The organism is Pantoea sp. B566, assembly GCF_024793925.1.
GTDB lineage: Bacteria > Pseudomonadota > Gammaproteobacteria > Enterobacterales > Enterobacteriaceae > Pantoea > Pantoea ananatis.
Window position 1 is genome coordinate 1 of the sequence record NZ_JANUQL010000002.1, and the last position, 26,307, is coordinate 26,307.

Here is a 26,307-nt window from a genome sequence, read left to right on the forward strand (position 1 = left end):
TGGTTGGTCGTCACCATGGGCAATATCAGCCGCGCCGATTTTTCGCCCATTATCGCCAAAGGGGGGAATATTGATGTATTTGTCGAGGCAATAGGGGGCTTATTTACCAGCACGTCTATGGATCTGATCCTCACTTTCTTTGGTAATTTTGCGGTAGCCAGTTCATTGCTAGCCGCGACGCTGGGGCTTTTCGATTATATTGCCGATCTGTTTCATTTTTCAGACGACCGTTCTGGCCGGTTTAAGACGGCCCTGGTAACGTATTTGCCACCCGCTGTCGTTTGTTTCATCCTGCCCGGTGGCTTTGTCTATGCAATTGGCTATGCCGGTCTGGCCTTTACGATCTGGAGCGTTATTCTGCCGCCTTTTCTTGTGAAAGCGGCCCGCAAGCGTTTTCCCACTGCAGTCTATACCGCACCCTGTAATAACATGATCCTTAATCTGGTTATCGTGGTGGGGGGATTCGTTTACCTGACGGTGGTACTTGATGTATTCCGGCTGCTGCCTTCGTTTAGCTAAAGTGAAGCGAGCGCGATGTGTGCACCTTATCACCATCACCATCCTGTGCTCTCATGCTGCCTGATTAGACCAGTGTCCCTTGCCGGGGGCTGAGCGACTCACGTCTTCAACACTTCTCAGGCTTCAGCCGCGATGCTCCCACGGACAAGCTGGCTGAAGCTCAGTGTCAGGGCTCAGTGAGCCCCGATCGACAAAGCGTATAACGACCTGTTATTCAAGGTGTGATGACAGGCAGCAGGCTAAAGGGTAATACCCTGCTGCTGCAGTCGCGTTGCGCGGAATCTTACCTGAAGGCAAACCTGCATCTCTTCATGGCAACATCCTGAGATGAGGTCTGAGCAATGTGAATTGGGGTTTTAACAAGAGCGGCCCTCATTAAAACCAGTCAGAGGGCCAGGAGAGATCGGGACAGTGGTATTTATTTTGCTGATTTATTATTGATTTTTACTCGTTCAGTTAACAGACTGGTTTCAAGATCAGAAAAATTCAGGGTTCTCAAGAAGGCAGGATTAATATTCTTACAGGGTAACAGTCGGGTATCACCAAGGTTATTGACAAGAATGAGGTAAGGATTTGTTCCTTGCATATCAATCACAGAGTTCAATTTCCACATAATTTCCTCCTTGGTTCATGGATGTCATGAACACAGCTGGAATTATGCGTGGTAATCCGCCGGAAAAATGAGGAATCAGTGCTACCTGATGCTCTGTTTCCCTCATGGTAAGCATTAAATTATAAATACTTGATGTACATCTATGTCATTAAATTGTCACAATGAAAGCCATCGCGAATCGCGTAAGAAATAACTAACTCAAACTTGATCGGACCGACGATGAAACAGTGTTGTCATAATGGAGCTAGTTATGAAGGGTTCATTTTCCTGCATCACACGTGTTGATTAAATCTGAATTTATTTTACATGACGCCCTGTCAGGCATTACGCCTTTTTCCGGATCTAAGCATTTTTCGCCAGGGAAGATGCTGTCTCTGATTACTTATGTCTTAAAATATTAATAACATAAAAACCACCAATTTAACCTCATGGAAACAGGCTTGTGAGGTGTATTCCTTAAATGCGTGTTATTTATTTCGCTATCTCATCCCAGCACATGTCACAATTCAGGTGTTGCTTCTGGTATGGTAGTGGACTTGCATATTTTCATAGCGATAATCTTGGTTTTGACGAAAAAATTGTTCAACGCACAATCTGCAATCCACTAATTGATCATTTTGTCGCGGCGGTCATTTAATTTTAATTACCCCTTTTTTTCATCAATGCTGTTATGTCACGCAAGGACACAGCGAATCATGCCGGAAATAACCAAATAATAACTTTAATTAACAGTGAGATTACAATGCCAAATAAATTACTCAGTGCTAACGCCACCGTTCCACAGTGGGATCGCCATAATCTGGTTCTGAAAATCGTTCATCTCGGATTTGGTGCGTTTCACCGTGCCCATCAGGCTGTCTATGCAGACGTTCTTGCTGCTGAACACAGCAGCAACTGGGGTTATATTGAAGTCAATCTTATCGGCGGTGAGCAACAGATTGCCGATCTCAAGCGTCAGGATTTTCTCTATACCGTGGCAGAAATGTCCGCCAGTGCGTGGTCAGGCAGGGTGGTTGGCGTCGTCAGGCAGGCGCTTCATGCGCAGGTTGATGGCACTGAAGCCGTGCTGGAGGCGCTATGCCAGCCGCAGGTTGCCATTGTGTCGTTAACGATTACCGAAAAGGGCTACTGCCACGCGCCCGCGACAGGCGAACTGATGCGTGACCATCCCCTCATCGTAGCTGACTTAGCACAGCCCCATCAGCCCCATTCCGCCCCAGGCATCATCGTTGAAGCGCTGGCCCGCCGCAGAGCGGCGGGGTTAGCCGCCTTCAGCGTCATGTCCTGCGATAACATTCCCGAAAATGGCAGGGTGATTGCCGGGGTCGTTTGCGCCTATGCGCGGCAATGCGATCGCGAACTGGCAAGCTGGATCGAACAGCACGTCACCTTTCCCTCTACCATGGTGGATCGTATCGTACCCGCCGTTACCCAGGAAAGCCTGAATAAAATTGCACAGGTGACAGGAGTGCAGGATGCTCTGGCGGTGGCCTGTGAACCCTTCAGGCAATGGGTGATAGAGGATAACTTCGTAGCCGGACGTCCTGAGTGGGAAAAGGCCGGCGCAGAACTCGTTAACGATGTTGTCCCGTACGAAGAAATGAAGTTGCGCATGTTAAACGGCAGCCACTCATTTCTGGCCTATCTTGGTTATCTGGCGGGCTATGAACATATTTGTGACTGCATGGAGGATCCCGATTTCAGACGGGCAGCACGAACGTTGATGCTGCAGGAGCAGGCACCGACATTGCAAGTTAAGGGCGTGGATCTGACGCGTTATGCTGACCTGCTGATCGCGCGCTTTGAAAACCTTGCGTTAAAGCACCGTGCCTGGCAGATAGCCATGGATGGCAGCCAGAAACTTCCTCAGCGCTGGCTGGACTCGGTTCGTTGGCATCTCAGAAACGAAAGTGATTTTGACCTGCTCGCCCTGGGCATTGCCGGTTGGATGCGCTATGTCTCAGGCGTAGACGAGCAGGGAAATCCGATTGAAGTGATCGACCCGTTATTACCCACTTTGAACGCTGCTGTGGGATCCAGTGCTGATGGCGAGGCGAGGGTGAAAGCATTATTAGGTATCGATGCCATTTTTGGTGAGGCGCTGGCAAATAATGCGTACTTTGTGGAGCAGGTAACCCGTGCCTATCAGCTTCTGCTTGATAAAGGGGCGAAAGGCGCGGTAGCCGCTGCCGTTGCGCATTAATCTTCAGTGAGGCAAGCCACGGGCAGTGGCTTGCCTGGCGATTACAGGTTATCGTTTGGACGGCCAGACTGGTCGGCAACGACGCCCGTATCTGGTTTGAGTTCGCGCGTAAACCAGCTTACGACTTCCTGGATAACCTCCGGCTGGTACCAGGTGAGGTCGGCATGCTCTGCCCCTTTCACCACAACGTAGTCCACTTTCTCACCGGCTTTCCTGAGGGCATCAAACAGCTGCGCACTTTGATGGGGCGATACAAGAGAATCTTTATCACCGTGCATAATCAGGAAAGGCGGCTTGCTGTTACGTAAATGTCCCATAGGGCTGGCATGCCGTGCTTTTGCCGTATCGTCCATGATGCTTGCGCCAGCAAACTCACGAAAGGCTGGACCGTGCACCAGCAATGCCTCGGTTACCGCAGGTGACTGATGAACTTTTTGAATTTCATCGGCATAACCTTCGCCAATGTTAAGGAGGTCGGATATGCCATATAGCGTTGCCACTGCCTGTACATCAGAGGATTTATCGGTGAAATCACCGCGATCAAACGCCGTTTCCCCCTGTGTGGTGCCGAGCATTTGCACAAGCCATCCCCCAGCCGAATCGCCGAGTACACCAATGCGCGCGGGATCAATGCCGTATGTCTCGGCATGTTGTCGCAAATAGCGCACTGCCGCTTTACCATCATTTACCGGAGCCGGGAAGGTATTCGGTACAACGCGATATTCCGCAGCGGCCACAACAAAGCCAGCCTCTGCCAGCGCCATACGCATCTGGATGTACTTATCGTGATTGGCACTGGTAAAACCGCCACCGGGAAAATAAATGATGGCGGGTTTAGGCGCGTCGGTGCGGGGCACTAACAGCGACATATGGAGCGGCCTGGTCTCTCGTGCCGTCGTGATTTGTGAATAAACGATGCCACTTATGGCATCTATCTGATTGCGTGTTGGTTTGACCTGAATAACCTTTGCACCCTCACGATAACCCGTCAGATCGTTATGCTCTGTCGCCATCGCGCTCCCCATTGTCATCATTACTGCTAACCCACCAATTAAAAAATTGTGGCATAGATTCATAATTTTTCCCCAGACGTTGAGAGAAATGCTCTCAATTGAACAAAAAAACCTGCATTAAGGCTGTCATTTTCAGCAATCAGACGGTAATGCATAAACGGCAAAGAGAAGTTGAGCGAGATTATGAAAGCCGGATTTTGGGGGAAAGATTGCGGAGTGATGAGGCGCGAGCCAAACCTTGTGGCGGTCTGGCCCGATGAGATTAGCGAATGACGATGGTAAGCAGGATAAAAACGACTGCGATAGCAACCACCTGAATAAAAATCCGATCAAGCGTGAATTTACGCATAGCGTCACCTCACGGCGTCAGTATTTGCCAGATACCCAATCCTGTCAGGATCAGGCCGGTTAAAAGAAAAATGAACGAAATTGCGCTTTCAGATGAAAACTTCATGATGTGCTTCCTTGTCATTATGATGACGGTTAATCGCATCCGTTGATGTGAACATTAACGTCACCCGGTGAGACAGCGTCCGGCTTCTGCCTGTCAGGAAGCCGCGCTGTTATCCCGGCCCGAGTGCGCTGATGTTTCGGCGGCAGAGGCACCTCTTTATTACGCCGCTCGATATCATTGTTGCATCAGGTGATAAGTCTGACGGTTTCACGATAGGCAGTAAGCCTCTTTATCGGCTGATTTTGGCGTCATGTTCCTGTGCGGCTATCCGCATGCATGGCGACAAAAAAGGGATGATCCAGCCTGCTGTTACGCTGATCGTGTAGGAATAACTGCGGCGACAGCAAGACATCGCGTCAATAAGGCTTACAGCGATTGCACTCGCTTTGCGGGAGGAGGGAATAGCGCGTTTTTGAACAGTAACATGACCACAGTCCTCATTCGTTAACTGCTGGCTGACCAGAATGGCGATTGTCATGCGGGTAATCATGGTCGGCTTTGCGAAACAGCCATCCGAACCTTCAATCACGCCGATACCATGAAGCCTGAATGAATGCGTGCCTAGTATAATCAGGATGCAACGTGAGTAAAGCCAATACCTGTGGGTGAGTGAGGATAGGTTTAAGTTACTCAGACATGAAATTATCGTTGCTGATTTCCGGCCACGGTTATCAGCCCTTACCAGTGCCTCTGATTCAGGGCGCTTTCACGCCATTCGCCATTCGCAGTTGCGAAGGGGTCAAGCCTGTCACCTGTTTGAAGCGGTGGCTGAAATGACTTAGCGAACTAAAGCCAGTATCCAGTGCGATTTGCGTCAACGGCAGCGAGGTTGACTGCACCATCTGCTGTGCTTTTTCCATGCGGCGCTGCATAACGTACTGATGCGGCGCAATACCGAGCGACTGGCGAAACATCCTGGCAAAATGGTACTCACTCAGGTTTGCCTGAGTGGCCAGTGCATCAAGCGTGAGGGGCAATTCCAGGTGCGCATCAATAAAAGCCAGCGTATTGCGTAATACAAAGGGGGCCAGTCCACCCGTTACCGCCGGAGGCCGCCACTGAACGCTGGAATAGTGCTGGATCAGATGAGTTAATAACAGGGTGCTGGCAGTGCTCAACATGAGGTGATTCGCGGGCTGCTGCCAGTCACAGCTGAGTAAGAACTGGCGATACAACGTGGTGATACTGGCATCACTGCAAAATATTTTCTCATCCAGTGCAATCGACAGCGGGCTGCGATCCCATATTTTCTCGCCCACATCGCGTAAATGCTCATCTGTGCAATAGAGATGCACAAAAGAGAGGTTATTACGTACGTCCCATGTGGATTCGCTCTGCTGCGGCATCAGGCAGAATTTATCTGGTCCACCGCCGTTTCGCCAGCCGGAAGCGGTTTTGTGGTAACTCTCATAGCCATCGGCAACATACAGGCTTAGCGTGTGATGGTTACTGTTTACGGTAATCCTGTCTTGCTTGTTGTGCCACGCTGCCAGCCGGATGCCGGAGTTAAGCATGACCGATTCGCGCAACACAGCTTTATTTTGACGCAGTATTTCAAACGTGTCGTAAACGCGAGACATAACTCTTTTCCGCCCGTTCATCAGAGGCTCAGTCTAGGGCGAGAGCCGGCAGGTAGCCAGATCTGTATCGTTAAAATGCGCAAGATTTTGCAAATCAGACGCAGGTTCATAGAAGCGTGCGTCCTCATCAGTTGGGACACTGTGTTCTGCTTCGTTTAAAGGAAAAAGCATGAACGCATTACTCTATGCTGTGGTCGTGGTTATCTGGGGTACAACCTGGATTGCCATCTTTTTGCAACAAGGGCCCGTTGATGTCACGGTGTCCGTTTTCTGGCGCTTCGCCATAGCCAGTATTTTATTGCTGACGCTCCTGCAGATAATGGGGCGCCTGCGCAGATTAGCGCCGCGCGATCATCTGTTTTGCGCTTTGCAGGGCTGCTGTGTATTTTGCTTTAATTTTTGGTGCTTTTACACCGCCGCCGGTTATATCAATACCGGTTTAGAGTCCGTGATTTTTTCCATGGCGGTGCTGTATAACGCAGTAAACAGTTATCTGTTTTTTGGGCAGCGCCCCCAGCCGCGTTTCTGGTTTGCGGTCACGCTGGGATTAACGGGCATGATCCTGTTGTTTTGGGACGATCTGCACATCAGCGGCGCAAGCGGTGGACTGTGGCGAGGCATCGGCCTGTCGGCGTTGGGCACGTTTGGCTTTTCTCTGGGCAACATGATCAGCCTGCGGCATCAGCGCAGACAGCTGGAAACCATGACCACTAACGCCTGGGCTATGTTATACGGCGCAATGGTCATGGGCATTATCGCTCTGCTTCGTGGCGTGAGTTTCTCACCGCTCTGGACACTGAGCTACCTCAGTGCCTTGCTTTATTTGTCCATATTCGGTTCGGTCATTGCGTTTTGGGCGTATTTCACCCTGGTCAGACGTACGGGCGCCGCTAAAGCCGCATACACAACACTGATGTTTCCGTTGGTTGCCCTCACCTTATCGACGGTTTATGAAGGCTATCACTGGCAAAGCCACAGCGTGGTGGGATTGCTGATGATCCTGGGCGGTAACCTGGTGATGTTCGGACGTCCCTTGCGCTGGCCAAAACCGAAACCCATGCCGGGCACGCTATAAAGCAGTGATCAGATAAGGCGTTATTCACTGGCTTGCGGAATGCTCTGCGGCTGAAGTTGATATATCCATGCGGTGACACTGTCACCGTTTTCCAGGGCCACCTTAACGCTGATCCGGTCATAACCCTCCTCAAATTCATCCAGCATCGGCCAGTGTAGGTACAGATTGTCCGAGGAAAAAAGAAAGCCCTGCACTTGTGGCCCGCGATCGTCCACAACAATACCGGGGAAGCCTGCAGCCGCGCCGCGCCCTTCAGTAAAAAAAACGCCCCGGACAACTCCGGCCTGCCAGGCGCCACCGATGTTCTCCAGAAGAGAGGCGTTACTGCGGCCCGGACACAGGGTGCCATAAACAAACAACCTTTCCATATTCGTCTCTGTCACAAAAAATGCCACCTTACCTGTCTGGAATGTCGTTGTCATCAGGCAGGGGCGATCAGGTCACGAGTCTGTATATCAGGCTGATAAACAACAACCTTATGCAAGGCAACGCGCAAATAGAACAGGGTTTAATCGCTAAAGGCTGAGGCAAGTCATTATTTTTTATTCCCGTCAGCGGTTGAGTGACTTAGTCTTTATTTTCTATTTATCAAGTTTTAGAAATTAAATATATCTCTGATTAACAGGTAAAGCTGGTTTGTACTGTGCCGATAAGAATGCATTGCGATAACCTTTTTTCAATTTCACACTCAGGGGCTTTTATGACTATTACCCAGCGTTTGGTGCTGGCATTTTCATTGCTGGCGTTATCACTTTGTGCGCTCGTTGCTGTTTCATTATCCGTGATATCCGGTTTCCAGTCGCGCTTTGAATATGTTCAGGTGAATGCGATACCCAGCATTAAAGATCTGAACAAGTCAATCAGTGCAACTAACCAGCTCGGGCTGGCATTGTATCGTCATCAGTCGATGGCCGACAGCGCGAAACAGTCCGCAGCTGAAGATAAAATCAATGGCATTCTTGATAATATTAAATCGCTGAATGACTACTATATGGCGAATGATATTTCCAGTGATGAAGATAAAGCGATGACGGTACAGGCGCAACGTAACCTTGACGCGGTTCGTAGCACGCTTCCGGCATTTCTTGCAGCTTCGCGCAGTCACGATAATGCCCTGTCGCTAGAACAGCTTCAGGGCGAAAACGGCATTGGCGCCGCTGCCCGCAAAATGGAGTCTGACTTCACCAAACAAATCGATTTGAATATTAAAATTGGTGATGGATTAAGAGCAGAGAATAACCGTATTTATTCACAGACGTTTTGGATGATGACAAGTGCATCCGTGCTGGTTATTGTGTTACTCGGCCTGTTCTCTGTCAGTATTATTCTGGGAATTAAAAGAAGCCTGACCAGCATTAAAGATACGATGTCGACCGTCAGTAATAACCTTGATTTAACCTGTTCAGCGCCTGTCCTCAGAAACGATGAAATAGGCCAGACCGCATCAGCGTTTAATGATTTGTTGAAACGTGTATCCACCACTCTGATGTCTGTGAACCATTCAGCGCAATCTGTCAGTACGGGCGCGACGCAAATCGCAGCGGGCAATGAAGACCTGTCATCGCGTACGGAACAACAGGCGGCTTCACTGGAAGAAACGTCAGTCAGTATGGCGACGCTGAGCGATACCGTGCGTCAGAATGCGGAAGGTGCGGTCCAGGCCAGCAATCTGGCAAATAATGCCAATACGCTGTCCAAACAAAACGGCTCCGCAGTCAGTCAAATGTTGACGACGATGGGCGACATTCGCGGCAGTTCTGCCAAAATTTCTGAAATCACCGGGCTTATTGAGGGGATTGCTTTCCAGACCAATATCCTGGCGCTTAATGCCGCGGTAGAAGCGGCACGTGCCGGTGAACACGGCAGGGGGTTCGCGGTCGTCGCCTCTGAGGTCCGTAATCTGGCACAGCGCTCTTCGTCCGCAGCCCGGGAGATTAAAGATCTTATCAACGTGTCAGTTTCACAAGTTGAGCAGGGCCTTGAGCAGGCAACAAGCGTGGGCAGCAATTCAGACAACGTCAGCAATGCTATTCAACAGGTCGCTGATTTAGTCAATGAAATTGCGGCCGCTACGGCCGAGCAGAGTAAAGGCATTGAGCAGGTTCATCTGGCCATCGGGCAAATGGATGAAGTGACGCAGCAAAACGCCTCACTGGTTGAAGAAGCGTCTTCGGCGTCTAAATCTCTGCAGGAGCAGGCAGAAACGCTGTCGAGACTGGTTTCAACCTTTAAGGTTAATGACAGTGTCACCCAGGTTGCTTCACCAGCCAGTGTGCCGGTGAGCCCGTCAGTACCCGCACTGAAAAGGCCGGATTTGAAAGCAGTCAACGTCGATAAGGTTAACTGGGAAAGTTTCTGATGCCTTCTTTAGGGATCTAAGCCCGCCGGTGCCTGCTGGCGACAAAAAGCGCTGTGTACGACAGCGCTTTTTTATTGCCCGATGCACGTCTTTTCTGCTACGTGTCGCTTGTTGTCCTGGGTAACAGGCAGGCCTGATCAGGCCCCCTGTTACTGCCGGTTATCACTCACTGATCTTGCACCTGATTCTGACGGCGTCCTTCTCTTTGCATGACCAGGCTGAGCGAGGCCGGTAACAGCGTTAACGTGACCAGCGTTCCGGTGACCAGACCGCCGATAATGGCGTACGCCATTGGCCCCCAGAACACCTGCCGGGAGATGGGCAACATGCCGAATATCGCCGCACAAGCCGTCAGTAATATTGGTCGGGCGCGATGAATAGCCGCGTGATAAATCGCCTCGTTGTGCATCATGCCTGCCTGAGTATTACTGTCCACCTCACTGATCATGATCACCGCGTTACGGATGATCATGCCTGCCAGCGCGATAATCCCTAACAGCGCAACAAATCCCATTGGCGTTCCACTCGGCAACATGGCGATAACGATGCCGGGTAAGCCGAAAGGGGCCATCAGCAGCGCCAGCAACATTCTTGAGAAGCGTTTCAACTGCAGCATCAACAGGATAAGCATCACACTCAGCGTGACCGGCAACACCGCAAACACCGATCGGTTACCTTTATCCGATTCGGCGACGGTACCGCCTTCTTCAATATGATAGCCGGCAGGCAAGGACGCGCGGAATGTATCCAGTTCGGGCTTCAGCTGATCTGAAACGTTTTCAGCACGCGCCGTAGGGGCAATATCGGTTTGCACCGTAATGTAAGGCTGGCGCTGACGTCGCCAGATAACCGGATCCTCAAGCTGCCATTTCAATGTCGCAACCTGACCCAGTGGGATTTTCTGTCCAGAGGCGGTATCCAGCATCAGACCGTTGAGGATATCGGTATTTTGCCGTTCCTCATCGTTTCCCCTGAGCACCACATCAATCAGTCGGTTACGATCACGGATCGTGGTTACCGTACTGCCTGACGTCACAGTATTCAGCATGGAGGCAATGCTTTCAGAAGAGACACCAACCGCACGCGCTGCCGTCTGATTGACATCAAGTCTGATAACCCGCTCGGGTTCACCTGCTGTCATATTCACCTCACGCGTATTTGGCGATCGTGACAGCTGTAAGGCCAGTTTTTCCGCAATTTCACGAACCTGCCTGTAGTCGGGGCCTGTAACGCGGTACTTTAGCGGCCAGCCAATCGGTGGCCCCAGTTCAAGGGGCGAAACGCGCGAGGTGATATCACTAAAGTCACGTGCCAGGATGTGATCCAGCTTGTTGCGTACTCTGTCACGAGCGTCAAGGCTCTTCGCAACCACCACCAGCTGGGCAGTATTTTCATTGTCCAGCAAGACCTCCATCGGCAAATAGAAACGTACCGCGCCAGAGCCGACATAACTGGAGAAATGATCGATGTCGTTATCGCTGCGTATCAGGTTTTCCAGTTGTCCGGTTCGCCGGGTGGTTTCGGTTTGAGAGGCATTCGCGGGCAATGTCAGGTTCACTAACAGCTCAGGGCGGTCTGAAGCGGGGAAAAATTCCCCCTGCATCAGCGTTGTGCCGAAGATCCCCATGCCCAGCAGCAGGAGGGCGAGAGTGACCGTCGTCCAGCGATACCTAAGCGTTTGATCGAGCAGGCGGCGATAAAATCGGCCCATCAGCCCCGGCTGTTTGTGCGTTGCGTGGGCGCTATCGGTCAGCAGCCAGGTGCCTGTCACGGGTGAAAACAGAATAGCCACCACCCAGGAGCAGAGCAGAGAAATCAAGACAACCGCAAAAAGCGAGTAACAATATTCGCCCGCGCTGGAGGCGGCAAAGCCCACTGGGATAAAACCGGCTATCATCACCAGCGTGCCCGTCAGCATAGGGAAGGCCGTGGTTTTAAACGCAAATGTTGCCGCCTGCCATTTGCTGTCGCCTGCTTCAATGCGTGACACCATGGTTTCCACCGTGATCATCGCATCATCAACCAGCAGCCCGAGTGCAATAATTAAGGCGCCCAGTGAAATACGTTGCAAACCTATCCCTGCAAACGTCATTCCGACAAACGTCATGGCCAGCACCAACGGGATCGCCGCCGCGACCACCAGCCCCGCCCGAAAACCCAGTGAAAAAAAGGATATCGCCAGGACAATGATGACGGCTTCCGCCAGCACCTGAACAAATCCGCTAACCGCCGTTTTGACGACGGTGGATTGATCGGCGACTTTTATCATATTGATTCCATGCGGTAACTGGCTGGCGATAATTGCCATCCGCTGATTGAGTGCCTGGCCAAATCTGAGCATGTTGCCAGAAGGGGCCATGGAAACCGCCAGCCCAATGGCGGGCTCACCATTGACACGAAAGGTGGAAGAGGGTGGCTGTGAGGGCTGAAGCGAGATCGTCGCAATATCCGACAGCGGGATAAAGCGCTGACCAATGCGCAGTGTAACCGCCTCCAGGTTTGCCACCGTCGTCAGCGCACCGCTGACACGAAGCGCAATATTCTCTTTATCGGTGCGTATTTCCCCCGCGGGCGCCACGGCATTCTGCGCCGTTAATGCATCGCTGACTTGCTGAAGCGTAAGGCCCATACCATCCAGCTTCCTGGGTGAGAAGGCGATAACAATCTGCTCCTCCTGTTCACCCAACAGGGTAATTTTGCCCGTGTCAGGCACATCCATCAGGTCACGACGAATATTATCGACCTTATCGCGCAGTTCACGTGGGCTGAAGCCATCGGCGGTAAAACCATAAATGGTGCCAAACGTATAACCAAACTCATCATTGACGCCTGGGCCCTGAACGCCTTGCGGCAGGCTTGGGGCGATATCCTGCATTTTTTTCCGGATCTGGTACCAGATGGTTGGAACCTGTGCCGGGGGCGTATCATCGCGCAGATTAACAAATATCACCGTCTTGCCAGCCCGCGTTTCACTTTCAATAAAATCCAGCGAAGGCGTTTCCTGAAGCTTTTTTTCCAACGTATCGGTGACCAACTGCATGGTGTCTTCGACCGTGGCGCCAGGCCACTGTGCCGACACCACCGCCGTTTTAATCGTAAAGGCGGGATCTTCATTACGCGGCAGATCGATGTAGCTGAGAACACCCGTCGTCATCACTAACAGCATAAAGAAGATCACCAGCTGCTGGTGCGCTAGCGCCCAGGCGGACAGGTTAACGCCGTGCAGAGTGCTGTCCGGTTTCATTTGTCGTTCTCCTCAAGCCTGACGCGCTCGCCTGGCAGCAATGTTTTTACGCCTGCGGTGACCACGCGCTCGCCCGGCTGCACGCCAGCGCTGAGATAGATCTGCTGTGCATCAAACCGCGTCAGTTGGATGGGCCTGACCTGAATCTGCTGGGTTTTGCTGTTAACGACGAAGACGGCAGGCCGCTCCCCGGCTCGCGTGAGTGCACTGGCTGGCAGCGCAATGACCTGGTCCACTTTTCCGGGAAAAGTGCCCAGTACCGTTGAACCCAGTGCCATATCGGCTGGCGGATTGGTCAGCGTCACGCGAAGCCGCCAGGTGCGGGTTTGTGAATCGGCCTGCGGGCTGATATCACGAAACTGCCCGTCCGCCTTCAGCGCAGGATTGGATAACAGCGCGATCCGGATCGGCGTGGTTGTCGCCTTTTCTGTGAGTGTAGGTTCGGCGAGGTCAAACACGGCATCGCGCTTGCCGTCGGCTGCCAGCGTCATGACCGTCTGCGCCGCACTCACCACCTGCCCGGGCTGAACGTTTATCGAGGTGATCACGCCGTCACGCGGTGCGGTGAGCTGTGTCCAGGCCATATTATCGCGCGCATTTTTAAGCGCAGCCTCACTGCTTTGACGGCGGGAAACGGCGACCTGCCAGTCACCTTGCGCGCTATCTAACTGCGCGCGGGAGATGGCACCGCCCGGCATGAGCAGCTTCATACGGTGAAGCGTGAGAGCGGCAACGCGCTCCGATGCCCGTGCACTGTTGAGATCGGCCGTCGCGCTGCTGAGCTGATTTTGGGCAGCGTTACTCTCTAATGTCGCAAGCACCTGACCTGCGGTAACGTGCTGACCCATATCGGTCGTTCGGGCGGTTACCCGACCCTCCAGTCTGAACGCTAATGCTATTTCTTCGTGCGCCCGGATCTCACCCGTTTGCGTCATAAGACCGCCACTGGAAAAGGGCGGTACCGTCAGGGTACGGACGGGACGTAGCGTGTCCCGCTGGGCAGGCTTTTCATCTCTACACCCTGCAAGTATCAAGATGCCCACCACGAACAGTGGCGGTACAGCAGCGTTGAAGAGGGTGAGGTGGCGCAGCGCCTGGCGAGCAAAACAAGGAATAAAATCTGTCATAGCCGGATTCCTTAAATGAGACAGCCTCATTTAACGTGGCTTATGTCCAGAATCCTTTTATGAATCATCAAGAAATGGTCAAGGTCAGCAAAAATGCCTGGCGCAGGGCGCGCAGGCTTCACTTTTGCCGGTCCTACTCTGCTGGCAGGCTTTCTATTATGGGCAGCGTAATCATGATGTGTAATCCTCCTTCAGGCGGCAGGCTGGCACGGATAGCACCGCCGTGAGCCTCAACGATGGCTTTCGCAATAGACAATCCCAAACCGCTCCCGCCAGAATGACGGGCCCGGGAGGAGTCTGCCCGGGTGAAACGGTCAAAGATAACGCTTAAGAACTGAGGATCGACACCCGGACCATAATCACGAAACTGCAGGGTGATGGCGGAGTCTGAGGCGTGCGCATCAATGGAAATTCGCTTGCCTTCGGCCGCATAGCGCAATGCATTCTCCATTAAAATCGTGATCACCTGACCGAAGCGGAAAGCATCGCCCGTATAAGGCAACGATGTTGGTGACTGAACATCTATTTCCACCTGCTCAGCCTCCGCCTGTAGCGCCAGCCAGGAAGCCCTTTCCCGCACCAGGTCAGCAAGATTAAACCGGGACAGATTCAGGCTCAGCTGACCGGCATCGGCTAGCGACAGCAGATGGAGCTCGTCTGTCAGCCGGCTCAGTTGCGTCAGTTGCTTCATAATCATGGAAAACTGCCGAGGTTCGGGTTCAAACACGCCGTCCACAATGCCCTGTAGTCGCCCCATGGCCGCGGTTAAGGGCGAGCGGAGTTCATGGGCAATCGCAACATGTGAGGCTTTAAGCTCACGCTCATAGCGCGCCAGCTGCTGAGTCATCAGGTTAAAGTCATCGGTGAACCGAACTAACTCCTGCGGCGCGCCTTTTACCTGACCGACCGAGGTGCTGAATTTTCCCCGTGCGACATCACGCGCCGCGTGCGCCAACTGGCTGAATTGTTTTGCCAGCGGCAAGGCAAAGCGCAATCCCATCACCACAAAAAAGGGAATAATGAAAGCGACCAGCACGGCTACGGTAATCCAGTCCGAAGACGCAATAGAAGGGTCGGAAAAGCCAACGCCCCACCATTGATCGACGATCTGATGAAAGCGAGCCGGATCCTGCTCCGGATGCAGGCGCAGTTGGGAAAACTCTGCCCAGAGTGCGGCGGGCATACGGTAGTAAACCCAGAGTATTTGCAGGGCAAATCTCAGCCACATGCAAAAGGCGATAAGAATCACGCCGCCTAAGCCGAGAATCAGTATGCGGATACAGATCCAGCGCCACATTGAATCGTTGCTGTCTGGCTTCATGGTTGTCTGAACCTGTAACCCACGCTGCGCACTGCGGGTAAAATCTCTGTCATCCCTGCGGCCTCAAGCTTGCGGCGGAGATTGTAGACGTGCGTATCAACGACGCGTTCAAGCGCATCACTCTCTGGCAGACAGTTCTCGAGCAAAAACAGACGGCTGAACGGGCGAGTGGGTGCGCGCATTAAGGTCACCAGAATGGAAAATTCCGTTGGCGTCAGATCGAGTCGGTGAGTGCCTTGTGCATTGTTAACCACCGCGGTCAGGGAGTCAGGATCGACCTCCAGCCCTGCCCAGCAGAGCTTATCATCCGCCACTTTCGCTTGCCGCGCGCGGCGCAGTACGGCCTGAACACGCGCGACCACCTCGCCGGGATGGTAGGGTTTAACGACATAGTCATCTGCGCCATAGCGCAACGCGCCGATTCTGTCTGGCGCGTCTCCCATCGCGGTTACCATAATAACGGGCGTGTCACCGCTGCGTCTGATCGCGGCCAGCACTTCGGTGCCATTCATCACCGGCAGCATGACGTCCAGCAATATCAGGTCAGGTTGCCAACGCCCGACCTGTTCCAGCCCCGTCATGCCGTTACTGGCGACCATCACGTCGTAGCCATCACGTTTCAGATAGGCTTCCAGTACGCTGGCGGCATCGGCGTCATCTTCAATAATCAATACGCGTTTTGTTTTCATTTGGGCCACCTTGACCGTTTCTCCATCGTTTCCTGGGCTTTTGTTGACACGCTGTTTTTATACTCCAGCCTGGTCGCGACAATGTCGCCTTCATGACACCAACTGATGAGATCAAGCAAAGTGATAATAACCGGAAAACATGCGCTTCACATGGTCAGTTTAATGCTGACGCTAAGTGTTCTGAATGCCAGGGCAGATGACAGTTCTGCGCCGGAAAACAGCCTGACAGTGGGTTTGGCGGCAAACGATGCACCACGTTACAGCGGGGCGAAACAGCATCACTGGCAAGCCGTTCCGGTTATTCAGTGGCGCGAGGGGCCGATATTTTTTGATTCTCAGAAAGGGATAGGTTACGACTTACAGACTGAAAACGGCCTTTACCTGGAGCATACACTGGGATTGAGTCTGGGTCGCTCAGACCGTGATTCGTCGTGGCGAGCAGGGGACGACAGCCTGAAAGGCATGGGGAATATCGATCCGGTTGTCAATACCGCCCTGGCTCTCGGTTGGTCGGTAACGCCCTGGTTTATCGTGGAAGGAAAAGCGACGCTTCCGCTAAGCGACAGCCAGGGTGCTCAGTATCAGACATCGGTCACCCTCATTCCATGGCAGACGAAAAGTGACACTGTAGCATTGCAGATAGCAGGACTGTTTGGGGATGCGCGCTATATCAACACGTTTTACGGGGTAAGCAGGGAGCAGCATGTCCGAAGCGGGTACGCCGATTACACCGCCCATGGCGGCTTCTATGGGACGGATGCCAGTGTGACATGGAGCCATCAGTTTGCTTCAGGATGGGGAACCAGTTTAATCGGCGATTACAGCTGGCTGGATAAAAACGCGGCGGACAGTCCAATTGTCTTCCGCCGCGGGGGGGCCTCCGTGACGGCGGCAATCACCTACTCATTCTGACAGGCCAGACCAACAGGATTGTCTGACGGCTGCGGGCGCTGAGTTCCTGTGAGGGTTAAGCCAACCCCCAAAACAGGTCTGTCAGCGCTTAACCTTTATGGCATGCAATCCGGTTATAGCCTGTTGGCGATTTCTTTGCGGCTGCTTTGCGCTTTTTGCTGTTGATCTTAGGCAGCCAGATCCTGAACTGCTCAGCCAGCAGTCTCGCCTGTTGTTCATCAACCGTCCGGCAAATAAACAGCTTACTCTTGGTCTGATGCGTCACATCAGTGGCATAAATTTCGTAGCTGCTGCCGCGCTGATCGTATTCGATGTCGGTGAAATGCATGTGTGGCCACAGGCCAGTTCTGACCTCAAATTTGCTCAATTCCATGTTTGTTACCGTTAAGTTATTGCTGTGATTAATGTCGTTATCCCTGGTCGGGCCAGTAAATGTAGAACAAATTAGGATTTGTGCCAGTGCGAGGCAAAATTTTTCCGTATTTTTCAAGAGTGATGTGTAAAATCAAGGTATTACCCTCTAATGCAGACTGGTCTTAAGGAGAAAAAATGATTGTCAGGACATGGCACGGATGCGTTCCGCGAGAACATGCCGAAGGGTTTGCCCGCCATCTACAAAAGACGGGGGTTGAGCACGCCCTGGCGACGCCAGGGAATAAAGCCGCTTTCGTGCATCAGGAAGCGCAGGGAGAGTGGCAGCATTTTTTTCTGGCGACGTACTGGGAGGATTTAACTGCAGTGAAAAAGTTTGCGGGTGAAAATTACCACGTCGCCGTGACCTGGCCGGATGATAAGGCCTTTGCCTTAGTCTCTGACCCCTATGTTTTCCAGCATCAGGTGAGCGAAATCGTGCCGCTGTAAATGCTCAATATCGGTGCGCCCGTCGGTTGATGAAATCAGCCGACAGGCTGACAAAAGCGGAGAAGATAGCCGTCGGGGTCCTGAACCAGGAACTCTTTTTGACATTCGACGCGTTCCCCCGTGTCGTAACAATTTTCGCGTAGCGGCCGAAAGAGGGACGTACTCAATCTGAGCAGACGACTGTAGAGCGTCTCGATGTCCGGAACGTCAATCTGTAAGTTTATTCCTCGTCCCAGAGGATAGGCCATTTCAGCGGTGAGCCAACCGCCATCGTGCACCTGTTCAATCATTAGCTGTGCTTGACCATAACAGAGATAGGCAAAGTCAGGATTCTCGCGCCTGATTCTCACCTTAAAACCGATCGCCTCCACGTAAAAAGCCCAGGATGCCGCAAAATCCGTCACGGCAAGTTCAGGCACCATCGGGTTCCAGTATTGAGTGGCTGAGGTTTCATTGGGACGCATGGTTACGGGTAACACCCTGAATTTCAATAAAATTGTGGTTAAGTGAGATTTTCTGTCGAATAAAGCGGGCCAGACGACTAATAAATAACGCGATTCGCCTCTGTGACTTTCCCCGATCGTAGCGATTCTGTCAATTTTGTCTTCAGACTTTTTTGAACGCCAAACTGTCTTTTTAGTACCTTCACGCAACTGTCAAACATATCTGTTTATTTAATGTGATTAGTCTGGTAAAAGTGAGAAATATCATGTCAATTTGTTAATTTCTCAAGGTGTTTAATGTTTGGTTAAGGTTCCGGGCGTATGATTTGAGACCGGTGTGAAATAAATATTTTTCTAATGTTTTATTTCTCTTGCCAGATTTTTGTGATTTTGCCTGTTTTTTGCCGATTTTGACGACGTTTGATGAACGTTCAATTGCATTTTTCTCACTTTTGCATTTCAAAATTCATCTCAGTTTGTAGAAAAACGGCAAAACAGTTTAAGGATATTACTTGATGGCGTTTCTTCCGTTTTCCCGCCCATCTCTGGGTGAAACTGAACTGTCTGCAGTACGTGATGTGTTTGCATCGGGATGGATTACTACCGGGCCAAAATGTGCAGAACTTGAGCGTGCATTTTGCCAGCTGACCGGAAATCAACACGCTATCGCCGTGACTTCCGCCACCGCCGGTATGCACGTCATGTTGATGGCGCTGGGCATTAAGGCAGGGGATGAGGTTATTACCCCTTCACTGACCTGGGTTTCCACACTCAACATCATCACTTTACTGGGCGCCACACCGGTCATGATCGATATTGACGTCGATAACCTGATGGTCACGCCTGAAGCCATTGAAGCGGCAATCACCCCAAATACCAAAGCGATCATCCCTGTCCACTACGCTGGCGCACCCGCCGATATCGATGCCATTTATGCTATTGGCAAACGCCATGGCATTCCGGTCATCGAAGATGCGGCACATGCGGCCGGCACGTATTACAAGGGCAAGCATGTTGGCGGGCATGGCAATGCTATTTTTTCATTCCACGCTATCAAAAATATGACCTGCGCCGAGGGTGGTCTGGTCGTGACCGACGATGCTGCCCTTGCCGATCGGATCCGTAGCCTCAAATTTCATGGCCTTGGCGTCGATGCCTTTGACAGACAAACCCATGGCCGTCAGCCGCAGGCGGAAGTCATCATGCCCGGCTTTAAATACAACCTGCCTGATATCAGCGCGGCCATTGCGCTGGTCCAGCTTGAAAAGTTGCCTGAAATCAACCAGCGCCGCGCGGCCATTGCGCAACGCTATCTGGAGGCGCTGAAAGATACGCCCTTCAAGCCGCTGGTTCCGCCCGCCTGGTCGCACCAGCATGCGTGGCATCTCTTCATCATCCGTGTGGATGAGCAGGCATGTGGTTTCTCTCGCGATGCGCTGATGCAGAAGCTTAAAGAGCAGGATATCGGAACCGGCCTCCATTTCCGCGCGGCCCACACACACAAATATTACCGCGAGCACTATCCGCAATTATCGTTGCCCGCGACTGAGTGGAACAGCGAGCGCATTTGTTCGATTCCGCTGTTTCCCGACATGACAGATGATGACGTTGAACGCGTTATCAGCGCACTACGTGAACTGACTGGGGTTTAAATGTTCGACGATAAAGAGATTGAAAAAGTATCGGTAGTGATCCCGGTCTATAACGAGCAGGAAAGTTTACCGGCATTAATTCAGCGCACGAATGATGCCTGTAAAAGTCTTAATCTGGACTATGAGATCCTGTTGGTTGACGACGGGAGCCAGGATGCATCAGCCGTAATGATTGCTGACGCCGCCTCGCTGCCGGACAGCCATATTGTGGCTGTGCTACTTAACCGTAATTATGGCCAGCACTCCGCGATCATGGCGGGCTTCAGTCACGTCAGCGGAGATTTGATTATCACGCTGGATGCAGACTTGCAAAATCCACCTGAAGAGATCCCGCGTCTGGTGGCTGCCGCCCAGGAAGGCTATGACGTTGTGGGCACCGTTCGCCAGAATCGCCAGGACAGCTGGTTCCGCCGTCAGGCATCACGCACCATCAACCAGATGATTCAGCGCGTGACCGGAAAATCGATGGGTGATTATGGTTGCATGCTGCGGGCTTACCGTCGCCACATCATTGATGCCATGCTGAACTGCCACGAGCGCAGCACGTTTATTCCTATTCTGGCGAATACCTTTGCACGACGCACGATCGAATTGCCCGTCACTCATGCTGAACGTGAGCACGGCAGTTCAAAATACAGCTTCATGCGCTTAATCAACCTGATGTATGACCTGGTGACCTGCCTGACCACGACCCCGTTACGTATGCTGAGCGTGCTCGGCAGCCTTATTGCGCTGACTGGTTTTGCCTTCTCCGTGGTGTTAATTCTTCTGCGACTGTGTTTCGGAGCAGCCTGGGCCGGTGATGGCGTCTTCGTGTTATTTGCCGTGCTGTTTATTTTCATCGGCGCGCAGTTTATTGGTATGGGGCTGCTTGGCGAGTATATCGGCCGTATTTACAACGATGTTCGTGCCAGACCTCGCTATTTTATTCAACGTGTTATCAATCCTCAGAAAGACCGTTCTGTACAGGAAACCGAGTAATGAAAACTATCGTCTTCGCTTATCACGACATGGGTTGTGCGGGCATCAATGCGCTGTTAAAAGCGGGCTTTACCATCAGCGCGATCTATACCCATGCCGACACGGCGTCAGAAAATCACTTTTTTGGCTCAGTGGCGCGAATCGCGGCTGAAAATTCTATCCCGGTTTATGCCCCGGAAGAGGTTAACCATCCTCTGTGGATCGATCGCATCAAATCGGCTGAACCCGATGTGATTTTCTCTTTCTATTACCGTAACCTGCTGTGCGATCAGATTCTGAACAGTGCGAAGCAGGGTGCCTTTAACCTTCACGGCTCACTGCTGCCAAAATATCGCGGACGCGCACCATTAAACTGGGCGCTGGTCAACGGAGAAACCGAAACCGGTGTCACTTTACACCGCATGGTTAAAAAAGCGGACGCGGGCGAGATCATTGCTCAGCAGCGTGTCGCCATCGCCGATGAAGATAACGCACTGACGCTGCACCGCAAGCTGGTTGACTGCGCCAGCGCGCTTCTTGAAAGTGCTTTACCTGCCATGAAACAGGGCAACATCGTTGGCACCCCGCAAAATGAAGCGGACGCCACGGTCGTGGGCCGTCGTACGCCAGAAGATGGCCGGATTAACTGGGCGCTGCCTGCCAGCCAAATTAATAATCTGGTGCGTGCGGTGACCGATCCGTGGCCGGGCGCGTTTGCCTTTGCCGGCACCACCAAATTCGTGGTCTGGAAAGCAAAAGTACTCTCCACCCCGCATAACGTCAGGCCCGGCACCGTGCTGTCTGCAGAGCCATTTGTCGTGGCCTGTGGAGAAGGCGCCCTGGAGATTCAGACCGGCCAGACCGCAAACAGCGTGTACATGAACGGTGTTCAGCTGGCTCAGCATCTGGGCATGGTGAATGGCGCACTGCTTTATTCACAGGCCGTTGCAGCCGTAAAACGCCGTACCCGTGTCTTAATTCTGGGTGTGAACGGGTTTATCGGTAACCATCTGACCGAACGTTTGCTGCAGGATGACAATTTCGAAGTCTTTGGTCTGGATATCGGTTCTGATGCGATTAGCCGGTTTGTCGGACATCCACGCTTCCAGTTTGTTGAAGGCGACATCAGTATTCACTCTGAGTGGATTGAGTATCACATCAAAAAATGTGATGTGATACTGCCCCTGGTGGCCATCGCAACACCGATTGAATATACCCGTAATCCGCTGCGCGTTTTCGAACTGGATTTTGAAGAAAACCTCAAAATTGTCCGCGACTGCGTTAAATACGGCAAACGCATTATTTTCCCCTCGACGTCTGAAGTGTACGGCATGTGTACCGATGCGAATTTCGATGAGGATCACTCAAATCTGGTCGTGGGTCCGATTAACAAACAGCGCTGGATTTATTCCGTTTCCAAGCAACTGCTGGATCGCGTTATCTGGGCTTACGGGGAAAAAGAAGGGCTGCGCTTTACCCTGTTCCGTCCTTTCAACTGGATGGGCCCGCGCTTAGACAACCTGAACGCGGCGCGAATTGGGAGTTCACGTGCGATCACTCAGCTGATCTTAAACCTGGTGGAAGGATCGCCCATCAAGCTGTTTGATGGTGGTCGCCAGAAGCGTTGTTTTACCGATATCAGCGACGGTGTCGAAGCGCTGTTTAAAATTATTGAAAACAAAAACAATAATTGCGACGGACAAATCATCAACATCGGTAACCCGGATAACGAAGCCAGCATCAAAGAGCTGGCTGAGCGTCTGCTGGAAAGCTTTGAACGTCATCCGCTGCGTGCCAGCTTCCCACCGTTTGCCGGCTTCCGCGAAGTGGAGAGCAGCAGCTACTACGGCAAGGGCTATCAGGATGTTGAACACCGTAAGCCATCAATCCGTAATGCTAAACGTCTGCTCGGCTGGACGCCTACCGTGGAAATGAACACCACGATTGATAATACGCTCGACTTCTTCCTGCGTACCGTTGAGCTTCAGGACGACAAGGAATGAGAAAGGTTGGTCTGCGTGTTGATGTAGATACCTGGCGCGGGACAAAACTTGGCGTCCCCGCGCTTCTGGATCTGTTCAATAAACATGATCTCCAGGCGTCGTTTTTCTTTAGTGTCGGACCCGACAACATGGGACGCCATTTATGGCGTCTGATGAAACCACGCTTTCTGTGGAAAATGCTGCGCTCACGCGCAGCATCCCTTTATGGCTGGGACATTCTGTTAGCCGGAACGGCCTGGCCAGGAAAGCGGATCGGGGCAGGGATGAGCGATATCATTCGCTCAACCGCCGATCGCCATGAGGTCGGTCTGCATGCCTGGGATCATTTTGCCTGGCAAACCTGGGCGGGCGTCTGGAAAGCGCCGCAGCTCATTCAACAGATAGCGTTAGGGCGCGATGCGCTGGAAGCCATAACAGGACAACCGGTGACCTGCTCAGCGGTGGCCGGATGGCGCGCTGATGGTCGCGTAATCCAGGCAAAAGAAACGTTTGGCTTTCAGTACAACAGCGACTGCCGTGGTACCAGGCCGTTTCGCCCACAGTTAAGAAATGGCGAGCTGGGTACGGTTCAGATCCCTGTCACCTTACCGACATGGGACGAGGTCGTCGGACCCACGCTCAGCGCCGAACGTTTCAACGACTACATTCTGGAAAAAATTCAGGCTGACCAGGGCACGCCGGTTTATACCATCCATGCCGAAGTGGAAGGTATCAGCCAGCTTAGTGCGTGTGATACGTTGTTGCAGCGCGCCCGTGAGCAGGGAATACAGTTTTGCCCGCTGAGCGAACTCTTACCTGCAGACCTCGAAACCTTACCGGTGGGTAAAGTGGTTCGTGGTCATATCGCTGGCCGGGAAGGCTGGTTGGGTTGTGAGAATTTAACAAGGTAAGCACCATGACTGCCACCAAAAAGACCCTATTACTGGTTTCACTTTTTATCCTCTATTATTTAGTCCCTCTGGAGTTCCGTAATCTCTGGCAACCTGACGAAACACGTTATGCCGAAATCAGCCGGGAAATGCTGCAAAACGGTAACTGGATTACGCCGCATTTCTTCGGTCTGCGTTATTTTGAAAAACCGATAGCCGGGTACTGGTTCAACACCGTAGGTCAGGCCATTTTTGGCCACAATAACTTTGCGGTCAGGATTGGTTCGGTCTTCTCAACGTTGATGAGCGCAGTGCTGATTTTCTGGCTGGGCTGCCGTATTTTTGCGCAGCGCAGCGTGGCGCTAACGGCCAGCGTGATCTTTTTAACCTCGCTGCTGGTTTACGGCGTCGGAAGTTACGCGGTGCTGGACCCGATGCTGACATTGTGGATGGTGGCCGCTATGTGCAGCTACTGGTATGCCAGTGAGGCACAAACTAACCCGCAAAGGGTCGTGCGTTATCTGCTGTTAGGGCTGGCCTGCGGTATGGGCTTTATGACCAAAGGTTTTCTGGCTCTTGCCGTACCGGTGATAGCGATCCTGCCCTGGGCCATCTGGCACCAGCGTTTCCGCGAACTGGTTATTTTTGGCCCGCTTGCCATCGTCAGCGCGGCATTAATCAGTGCGCCCTGGGCGATCGCGATTCAGCAGCAGCAACCTGACTTCTGGCATTACTTTTTCTGGGTCGAGCATATTCAGCGTTTTGCAGAAGAGAATGCCCAACACAAAGCGCCTTTCTGGTATTACGTGCCCGTCCTGATCGCCGGTGCGCTTCCCTGGCTGGCGCTGCTGCCTGGCGCATTGCGGTCGGGCTGGCGCGAACGCAAACAGTCTCCCGGTGCGCTTTATCTCCTGAGCTGGGTGGTCATTCCGCTGCTGTTTTTCAGTATCGCAAAGGGCAAACTGCCAACGTATATCCTGCCCTGCTTTGCGCCGTTGGCCTTGCTGATGGCCAGCTATGCCTGGCAAAAAGCCCGCCAGAACACGCGAGTCTTTACCATCAATGCGTGGATAAATATCGTATTCGGTACGGCCTGTATTATTGCGTTATTAGCCGTATTTGCGCCCTGGGGTTTGAGTCATCGACCGCTCTATGGACCGCATCAGTTGCTGGCGCTGTCTATGGCCGTGTTGTCCTTTGCTGGCTGGGCAATTGCGGGGCTTTTCAGCCTGAAATCGCCACAAAGTCGTTGGCTGGCAGCGGCACTAAGCCCGCTGGCTCTGGCACTCTGTGTGGGTTCGGCCATTCCTGAAGGCGTTGAAAACACGAAGCAACCTCAGGTGTTTATTCGCAGCATTGAAAGCAGCCTTGCCAATAGCCGCTACATATTAAGCGATAATTCAGGCGTCTCTTCTGCGATTGCCTGGACGTTGCAGCGTAGCGATATCATTGCATACAGTCAAAAAGGCGAACTGCAATATGGCCTCAGCTTCCCTGATGCGCATTCCTCCTATGTCAGCAGCGAAGATTTCCCGCAGTGGCTTAAGGCACATCGTAAAGCGGGCAATGTCTCATTGATTTTAATGCTGGATCGTGGAGAAGCGACGCCAACAGACTTACCGCCTGCGGATGCTGTTTACCGTAACGGTCGGATGCTTTTGCTGCACTATAACCAGGCTGATGAGTGATGAGTTTGTTGTTGGTCCTGCTGACCAGTCTGCTTACCTGTGCCGGTCAGCTCTGCCAAAAGCAGGCGGCGCGTCAGACCAACCGGGCACGACTTACAGGCTGGCTGGTTGCCAGCCTGGCGCTGCTGGCGCTGGGGATGGTCGTCTGGCTGTTGGTGCTGCAGCGGTTGCCCGTCAGCCTGGCTTATCCAATGCTGAGTATTAATTTCATCCTGGTCGCGCTGGCCGCGCGCTTTGTCTGGCAGGAAAGAATGACCCGCTGGCAGTGGATGGGCACCGTACTGATTGTGGTGGGCGTGGCCATCATAGGGAGTTACGCATGAGAGGCTACCTGCTGGCACTGTGCAGCGTCTTACTGGTGACGCTTGCCCAGCTGATGCTGCGCTGGGCAATGCACCAGTTGCCCGCGCTGCCGATGTTAATAACGCAATACGCGCTTTACTGGCTACCGCTGCTGGTGCTGTGTGGCGGTTTAACGGCGTATGCCTGCTCGATGGTGAGTTGGTTTTTAGCATTGCGCCACCTGCCGCTGAGCCGGGCTTATCCGCTACTGAGCATCAGCTACGTGCTGGTGTGGTTGCTGGCGATCAGCCTTCCGCTGTTTGCAGAGCCGTTCCATGCGGGCGCGATGGCGGGGGTATTTCTGATCCTGGTGGGTTTACTTTGTCTGTGCGTCAAGCCAGGAAAAACGAGCTGAAAGCACGGTTTCGCTCTGAGCCATG

General features: G+C 52.5%; 25 protein-coding genes. 13 read left to right on the plus strand and 12 right to left on the minus strand.

Features of this window, described 5'->3' with window-relative positions; genetic code table 11:
- On the plus strand, positions 1 to 519 hold a 519-nt coding region (locus tag NYE92_RS00035; RefSeq protein ID WP_309600918.1), incomplete at its 5' end, for an aromatic amino acid transport family protein.
- 418 nt (positions 520 to 937) lie between these two features.
- On the opposite strand, the gene NYE92_RS00040 is transcribed toward NYE92_RS00035, so the two are convergent.
- On the minus strand, positions 938 to 1,132 hold the full coding sequence (locus NYE92_RS00040) for a hypothetical protein (protein ID WP_013027819.1): 195 nt from the start codon (positions 1,130 to 1,132) through the stop codon (positions 938 to 940).
- A gap of 742 nt (positions 1,133 to 1,874) precedes the next feature.
- Here NYE92_RS00040 and NYE92_RS00045 point away from each other — a divergent pair.
- The gene (locus tag NYE92_RS00045; RefSeq protein WP_259018260.1) at positions 1,875 to 3,335 is read left to right on the plus strand and encodes a mannitol dehydrogenase family protein; all 1,461 of its coding nucleotides are present in this window, start codon (positions 1,875 to 1,877) and stop codon (positions 3,333 to 3,335) included.
- A 41-nt stretch (positions 3,336 to 3,376) separates the two neighbouring features.
- On the opposite strand, the gene NYE92_RS00050 is transcribed toward NYE92_RS00045, so the two are convergent.
- The 4 genes from NYE92_RS00050 to NYE92_RS00065 all read right to left on the minus strand — a co-directional run bounded on the left by NYE92_RS00050 (position 3,377) and on the right by NYE92_RS00065 (position 6,382).
- A complete protein-coding gene (locus NYE92_RS00050; RefSeq protein WP_259018261.1) occupies positions 3,377 to 4,411 on the minus strand; it encodes an alpha/beta hydrolase in 1,035 nt (344 codons plus the stop codon).
- 199 nt (positions 4,412 to 4,610) lie between these two features.
- Positions 4,611 to 4,697, minus strand: coding sequence for a magnesium transporter protection protein MgtU (gene mgtU, locus NYE92_RS23245; protein ID WP_353938854.1), 87 nt, complete (start codon positions 4,695 to 4,697; stop codon positions 4,611 to 4,613).
- 334 nt (positions 4,698 to 5,031) lie between these two features.
- Entirely contained in the window at positions 5,032 to 5,331 is a 300-nt protein-coding gene (locus tag NYE92_RS00060) for a hypothetical protein (RefSeq protein WP_176017171.1), read from the minus strand.
- Positions 5,332 to 5,497: 166 nt separating this feature from the next.
- Positions 5,498 to 6,382, minus strand: a complete 885-nt coding sequence (locus NYE92_RS00065) for a helix-turn-helix domain-containing protein (RefSeq protein WP_210523870.1) — start codon at positions 6,380 to 6,382, stop codon at positions 5,498 to 5,500.
- A gap of 169 nt (positions 6,383 to 6,551) precedes the next feature.
- On the opposite strand from NYE92_RS00065, the gene NYE92_RS00070 reads away from it, so the two are divergent.
- Positions 6,552 to 7,457 carry a DMT family transporter gene (locus NYE92_RS00070; RefSeq protein ID WP_064374353.1) on the plus strand — a complete coding sequence of 302 codons (906 nt, stop codon included), beginning with the start codon at positions 6,552 to 6,554 and terminating at the stop codon, positions 7,455 to 7,457.
- A 20-nt stretch (positions 7,458 to 7,477) separates the two neighbouring features.
- Here NYE92_RS00070 and NYE92_RS00075 read toward each other — a convergent pair whose 3' ends face one another.
- Positions 7,478 to 7,825, minus strand: a complete 348-nt coding sequence (locus NYE92_RS00075) for a gamma-glutamylcyclotransferase family protein (RefSeq protein WP_014333089.1) — start codon at positions 7,823 to 7,825, stop codon at positions 7,478 to 7,480.
- A 332-nt stretch (positions 7,826 to 8,157) separates the two neighbouring features.
- Here NYE92_RS00075 and NYE92_RS00080 point away from each other — a divergent pair, with 332 nt between their 5' ends.
- Complete coding sequence (locus tag NYE92_RS00080) at positions 8,158 to 9,816, plus strand: methyl-accepting chemotaxis protein (RefSeq protein WP_014333091.1); 1,659 nt, start codon at positions 8,158 to 8,160, stop codon at positions 9,814 to 9,816.
- A 166-nt stretch (positions 9,817 to 9,982) separates the two neighbouring features.
- Here the strand turns inward: NYE92_RS00080 and NYE92_RS00085 are convergent, their stop codons facing one another.
- From NYE92_RS00085 to NYE92_RS00100, 4 genes are all read right to left on the minus strand, one after another.
- Positions 9,983 to 13,060: an efflux RND transporter permease subunit gene (locus NYE92_RS00085; protein ID WP_259018267.1), complete on the minus strand. Its 3,078-nt coding sequence runs from the start codon at positions 13,058 to 13,060 to the stop codon at positions 9,983 to 9,985.
- On the minus strand, positions 13,057 to 14,187 hold the full coding sequence (locus NYE92_RS00090) for an efflux RND transporter periplasmic adaptor subunit (protein ID WP_014604610.1): 1,131 nt from the start codon (positions 14,185 to 14,187) through the stop codon (positions 13,057 to 13,059). Before NYE92_RS00090 ends, NYE92_RS00085 begins: the two co-directional genes overlap by 4 nt.
- A 133-nt stretch (positions 14,188 to 14,320) precedes the next feature.
- Positions 14,321 to 15,508, minus strand: a complete 1,188-nt coding sequence (locus NYE92_RS00095; RefSeq protein WP_029569546.1) for a cell wall metabolism sensor histidine kinase WalK — start codon at positions 15,506 to 15,508, stop codon at positions 14,321 to 14,323.
- Positions 15,505 to 16,197: a response regulator gene (locus NYE92_RS00100; protein WP_014604612.1), complete on the minus strand. Its 693-nt coding sequence runs from the start codon at positions 16,195 to 16,197 to the stop codon at positions 15,505 to 15,507. The genes NYE92_RS00095 and NYE92_RS00100 overlap by 4 nt, the downstream gene beginning before the upstream one ends.
- Positions 16,198 to 16,302: 105 nt before the next feature.
- Between NYE92_RS00100 and NYE92_RS00105 the strand changes: the two genes are divergently transcribed.
- Positions 16,303 to 17,109, plus strand: a complete 807-nt coding sequence (locus tag NYE92_RS00105; protein ID WP_409035015.1) for a MipA/OmpV family protein — start codon at positions 16,303 to 16,305, stop codon at positions 17,107 to 17,109.
- Positions 17,110 to 17,197: 88 nt separating this feature from the next.
- Here NYE92_RS00105 and NYE92_RS00110 read toward each other — a convergent pair whose 3' ends face one another.
- On the minus strand, positions 17,198 to 17,482 hold the full coding sequence (locus NYE92_RS00110; protein ID WP_041457878.1) for a hypothetical protein: 285 nt from the start codon (positions 17,480 to 17,482) through the stop codon (positions 17,198 to 17,200).
- 176 nt (positions 17,483 to 17,658) lie between these two features.
- Here NYE92_RS00110 and NYE92_RS00115 point away from each other — a divergent pair, with 176 nt between their 5' ends.
- A complete protein-coding gene (locus NYE92_RS00115) occupies positions 17,659 to 17,970 on the plus strand; it encodes a hypothetical protein (RefSeq protein WP_013027833.1) in 312 nt (103 codons plus the stop codon).
- 35 nt (positions 17,971 to 18,005) lie between these two features.
- Here NYE92_RS00115 and NYE92_RS00120 read toward each other — a convergent pair whose 3' ends face one another.
- Entirely contained in the window at positions 18,006 to 18,392 is a 387-nt protein-coding gene (locus NYE92_RS00120) for a VOC family protein (RefSeq protein ID WP_158150445.1), read from the minus strand.
- Between the two features lie 536 nt (positions 18,393 to 18,928).
- Here NYE92_RS00120 and arnB point away from each other — a divergent pair.
- Genes arnB through arnF form a run of 7 tightly spaced genes read left to right on the plus strand, consistent with a single transcriptional unit; the run spans position 18,929 to position 26,282 of the window.
- Entirely contained in the window at positions 18,929 to 20,065 is a 1,137-nt protein-coding gene (gene arnB / locus NYE92_RS00125; protein WP_014333101.1) for a UDP-4-amino-4-deoxy-L-arabinose aminotransferase, read from the plus strand.
- On the plus strand, positions 20,066 to 21,046 hold the full coding sequence (gene arnC / locus NYE92_RS00130) for an undecaprenyl-phosphate 4-deoxy-4-formamido-L-arabinose transferase (RefSeq protein ID WP_013027836.1): 981 nt from the start codon (positions 20,066 to 20,068) through the stop codon (positions 21,044 to 21,046). It begins immediately after the preceding gene.
- A complete protein-coding gene (gene arnA, locus NYE92_RS00135; protein WP_014604617.1) occupies positions 21,046 to 23,028 on the plus strand; it encodes a bifunctional UDP-4-amino-4-deoxy-L-arabinose formyltransferase/UDP-glucuronic acid oxidase ArnA in 1,983 nt (660 codons plus the stop codon). Before arnC ends, arnA begins: the two co-directional genes overlap by 1 nt.
- Positions 23,025 to 23,918 (plus strand): 4-deoxy-4-formamido-L-arabinose-phosphoundecaprenol deformylase, encoded by an 894-nt coding sequence (gene arnD, locus NYE92_RS00140; RefSeq protein ID WP_259018283.1) that lies wholly within the window; start codon positions 23,025 to 23,027, stop codon positions 23,916 to 23,918. Before arnA ends, arnD begins: the two co-directional genes overlap by 4 nt.
- A gap of 5 nt (positions 23,919 to 23,923) precedes the next feature.
- Positions 23,924 to 25,585 carry a lipid IV(A) 4-amino-4-deoxy-L-arabinosyltransferase gene (arnT, locus tag NYE92_RS00145; RefSeq protein ID WP_014333103.1) on the plus strand — a complete coding sequence of 554 codons (1,662 nt, stop codon included), beginning with the start codon at positions 23,924 to 23,926 and terminating at the stop codon, positions 25,583 to 25,585.
- Positions 25,585 to 25,908 carry a 4-amino-4-deoxy-L-arabinose-phosphoundecaprenol flippase subunit ArnE gene (gene arnE, locus NYE92_RS00150; protein WP_014333104.1) on the plus strand — a complete coding sequence of 108 codons (324 nt, stop codon included), beginning with the start codon at positions 25,585 to 25,587 and terminating at the stop codon, positions 25,906 to 25,908. Before arnT ends, arnE begins: the two co-directional genes overlap by 1 nt.
- The gene (gene arnF, locus NYE92_RS00155) at positions 25,905 to 26,282 is read left to right on the plus strand and encodes a 4-amino-4-deoxy-L-arabinose-phosphoundecaprenol flippase subunit ArnF (protein WP_013027841.1); all 378 of its coding nucleotides are present in this window, start codon (positions 25,905 to 25,907) and stop codon (positions 26,280 to 26,282) included. Before arnE ends, arnF begins: the two co-directional genes overlap by 4 nt.
- The last annotated feature ends 25 nt before the right edge of the window (positions 26,283 to 26,307 follow it).